Consider the following 3343-nt stretch of genomic DNA (forward strand, 5'->3'; position numbering starts at 1 on the left):
GCAAACGCTGTGATAGTGAAAGAATACGATTATGACAAACACAACTTTGGAGAATTCCCAAGTTCTTCCTTTCGACAAAATCGGAAGGATAGTCGTGCGTTGGAACGAACTGCACTTCATCTTGCGTACTCTTTTCATCAGCGCAATGCAGACCGATTTAGATACTGCAAGCGCAATACTAAGCCAGGCACCAAGTGATCAAGCGCAAAGAAAAATAATCAAAGCTGTGATCAAAAGCAAAATAGAAGACGAAGGCATACTAAGCGAAAACAAAAAGATTTTTTCAGAAATCGACGCACTTAGTGGCGAGCGAAACAACTTCATCCATGGCCTATGGTTTAGCCTGCCTGAAGAAGGGATTGCAGTGCCTTCTCGACACGGAGACCGACGCAAAAAATTCCAAAATGTGGATAACGATGCCGACAACCTTTTGGAAAAAATCTCCAATACGCAAACGCGTGTATTTGAATTGGAAAAAAAGATCCAAACATTCTGGCGCACGCCGAAAACACGGTGACATACTCAAAAAGTTGGCCTTCGCCGAGCGCTTCATGTCGTTATCGCTAGACCGGCACTCGGTCCTTAGCAGTCTCGATTTCCTGCAACACTTGCTTCACCAGATCGTCACGCCAACAGCGCGCCACCTTCACATCGGGCGATGGCGTCCACACCAGCAAGCGCCCGTTCGGTGCGCGCACCAGTGAACACCCGACAACCCGCAACGGTCGCACCAGCAGCGTGAAACGTGCCAGCAGGTCGAAACCCGCTGGCGTTGTTTGTGTGGATAGCGGCACGCTCACATCGACAATCTTGACGTCGATCTTCTTTTCGTCGCCCGCGCTCATCAATAAAGCCCGACAAGGCCGGTTGCTGTGGTGCCGGTTGCCAACACTCGGCGCGTCCGCACCAGGATGTAGGAACCTTCTGAAGCCGCGAAGATCGCCTCGGTATTGTCCATCGCGCGCAGCTTCACGTCGCCTGCTTGCCCCACGTAAAGAGCGCGGCAGGTTACGGAAAGGTCTGTGTCGTCATCTGGCGTAATCGACAAAACACCGCCAGCCGGATCAGGAAGCCCGGAAGCCTTGCCATTGTAAGGATCTCTCGCCATCAGACTGCCGCCTCAACACGGGCGATCAGGAACGCCACGCCAACCGCCTTGCGCTCGACAATCCGATTCCAGTTCGGAGCAGCGCCCAGTTCGGCAATCGTCGGGCTGTCACCGGCAACCGACCCTTCGGACCATTGGAAGCCCGCCGGATGTATCGCAAGGTTCACACGGCTGTGCAAAATTTGCTGCCCGCCACCGTTGCCCGCGCTTGGCAGGTTTTCGATCTCGGTCCCTTCGGCAACACGCGGCGCGGTCAAACCCCACCCGACTGCGCCCGGTGCAAACAAGATCGACGTGTAATCGCCATCCGTCACCGGACACAGATCATCGACCACAACCGCCATTCCTCGGAACGATTGGAAATTGCGCCCCTCGCTGTCGCGGATGGTTTCGATCAGGTCATCTTTCAGCGCCTTGCGATACACGTCGCTGTGCATGGCGATGCCCGTCACGCCCGACATTTGGTCGCCAAGCGTTCCCGCTGCGTCGATCACAGCCGTTGCGGAAAACAGCGCAGCCGCGCCGGTCTCGGCGGAAATGTCCACAACCATATCGCCGGAATCGTTCGCTACGTTGTCCGCTAGAACACCGTTTAGGCTGGCAATCAGCCGCCGCTGTGTCTGGCGCGTCCAGTAGGCTTCGGCACGGCCCTGAATGCGCGGCAACGCATCCTCGCCGGTCAATTCGCTGGCAAGGTTCATTGCAGACCAAGACTGGTGCAGGAACGATTTGCGCACAATTTGCTTTTCAGCCGAAAGTTTCTTTGGCGTCGAATTCACCGCCGGGTCGTCGGACACAACGTCCGCTTCATCGTCGGCAAGGTCATTCCAGAACGGCACGTTGAAACTGTCCGCACCCGCCTGCAATTGATCTTCGATCACACCGTTACGGGCGACCACGCCAGCTTGAACAAGCGCGCTGGCCTCCATTGTGTTTTGAACGACGTAGCTGGTGAATTCTTCAGGCACCACCACGTCAGAAATACGTGTCACAGCCATAGCTGCACCTCATCTTTGTGATTTCAGGGAAAGACGGTGCAGCCCACAAGGCCGCGTCCGGTGCCGCATAGCGGCGGGATTACATCGCGCGGTCACATCCCAGACATGCCGCGCAATGTGGTATCATATTACCGTAAACCGAATTCTGGCGCAACCTTGCGCGCCTTCCCTGCACCCGGCAAGGCAACCCCTGCCCCGGCGCGCGTTGCTGGTGGCTTGCCGCCACCGCTCTTACCCCGGCTCAACAGCACATCGTCAAAGCCCCCGTGCGCTTCCAGAGCGGCCCGCACATCGTCAGGATTGAAACCGGCCTCACGTTCCTTGCCAGCGTCGCCAACCTTCACCGGCGCGCCGTCCTTGGCTGTGAATTGCACCTTGCCGTCATCGGCCAATGTGAACGCAAAGTGCTCCTGAATATCCGGCAAGACGTATTTCAATTTCACCGCGAACATATCGCCCAGGATTTCGGCCACCGGCTCATCCAAGCGCACCCGCTGCACCTCGGTTTCGGCCTTTTCCGCCCGTCCGGTTGCCGCGTCGCGCTCGCCTTCGAGTTCGGTCACACGGTCTTTCAGCGTGCGCACTTCGCGCAACAGCTCATCGCGCTTTGACAACAAGCCCTGCACATCATCCTTTTCAGTCTCAGCCATGCTCTACCCTTTCAAAATGGAAGCGGAATTTGCGTCATCGTCATGCGCGGCGATTGCGCCACCGTCACCAGACCGGCCACCGCGTTTGCCAAGTCATCATGTCCGCCCGGTGGATGGTCGATCAGATCGCGCCCGCTGCGCCCGATGCGACGCTCCAAAGCGCCAAGCTGTCGGCCCAGCTTTTGATCCGGTGGAAGTTCGATCCGGCCCGAATTCATCGCGGCCAAAAGTTCGAGATAAAGCGCGTTGCGATCCATGTCGCTCACCTCGTACCGGATACCCCAGCGCAGGAATTCATCGCGCGGCCACCGGCCCGCGTATCGGTCACCCGTCACCCGGAAAATTCCGTAGGTTTTCAGGAATGCGGCATATTCCGCGACAATCGTGGCCGGTGATCCGCGCAGCCCTCGCACCGCGTCGATCACAACGGCGTCACCGTCCCGGTGCGCGATTGCAATGGTGAATTCATCCTGCCCGCCGCCTGCCGGATCGGTGAAAGCGATGTATCGCGTCCTGCGTGCAGGCGGCACTTCCTTGGGCTTGGGTCGGGTTGCATCCTCGATCAACGCCGTGTCGATTAGGCTGGC

At 57.5% G+C, this 3343-nt stretch carries 5 protein-coding genes and 1 pseudogene; 1 reads left to right on the forward strand and 5 read right to left on the reverse strand.

The genetic code is table 11. From position 1 onward, the window contains the following. Positions 1-31 precede the first annotated feature (31 nt). Positions 32-517, forward strand: a complete 486-nt coding sequence (locus tag LCF60_RS23880) for a hypothetical protein (protein ID WP_292295029.1) — start codon at positions 32-34, stop codon at positions 515-517. A 46-nt stretch (positions 518-563) separates the two neighbouring features. Here LCF60_RS23880 and LCF60_RS23885 read toward each other — a convergent pair whose 3' ends face one another. The 5 genes and pseudogenes from LCF60_RS23885 to LCF60_RS23905 all read right to left on the reverse strand — a co-directional run. Then, positions 564-845: a hypothetical protein gene (locus tag LCF60_RS23885; protein WP_292295030.1), complete on the reverse strand. Its 282-nt coding sequence runs from the start codon at positions 843-845 to the stop codon at positions 564-566. Then, positions 845-1108, reverse strand: a complete 264-nt coding sequence (locus tag LCF60_RS23890; protein ID WP_292295031.1) for a hypothetical protein — start codon at positions 1106-1108, stop codon at positions 845-847. Before LCF60_RS23890 ends, LCF60_RS23885 begins: the two co-directional genes overlap by 1 nt. Beyond that, positions 1108-2100 carry a major capsid protein gene (locus tag LCF60_RS23895; RefSeq protein ID WP_292295032.1) on the reverse strand — a complete coding sequence of 331 codons (993 nt, stop codon included), beginning with the start codon at positions 2098-2100 and terminating at the stop codon, positions 1108-1110. Before LCF60_RS23895 ends, LCF60_RS23890 begins: the two co-directional genes overlap by 1 nt. A gap of 134 nt (positions 2101-2234) precedes the next feature. Further along, positions 2235-2732: a hypothetical protein gene (locus LCF60_RS23900; RefSeq protein WP_292295033.1), complete on the reverse strand. Its 498-nt coding sequence runs from the start codon at positions 2730-2732 to the stop codon at positions 2235-2237. 35 nt (positions 2733-2767) lie between these two features. After that, positions 2768-3343 (reverse strand): annotated as a pseudogene (locus LCF60_RS23905) (hypothetical protein); the annotation flags it as partial.

Source organism: Marivita sp. (assembly GCF_020055635.1).
Classification (GTDB): Bacteria; Pseudomonadota; Alphaproteobacteria; order Rhodobacterales; family Rhodobacteraceae; genus Marivita.

Bases quoted from the DNA above. Each gene is read 5' to 3' on its own strand.
- LCF60_RS23890 (WP_292295031.1), bottom strand. From the start codon at position 1,108: ATGGCGAGAGATCCTTACAATGGCAAGGCTTCCGGGCTTCCTGATCCG.
- LCF60_RS23885 (WP_292295030.1), bottom strand. From the start codon at position 845: ATGAGCGCGGGCGACGAAAAGAAGATCGACGTCAAGATTGTCGATGTG.
- LCF60_RS23880 (WP_292295029.1), top strand. From the start codon at position 32: ATGACAAACACAACTTTGGAGAATTCCCAAGTTCTTCCTTTCGACAAA.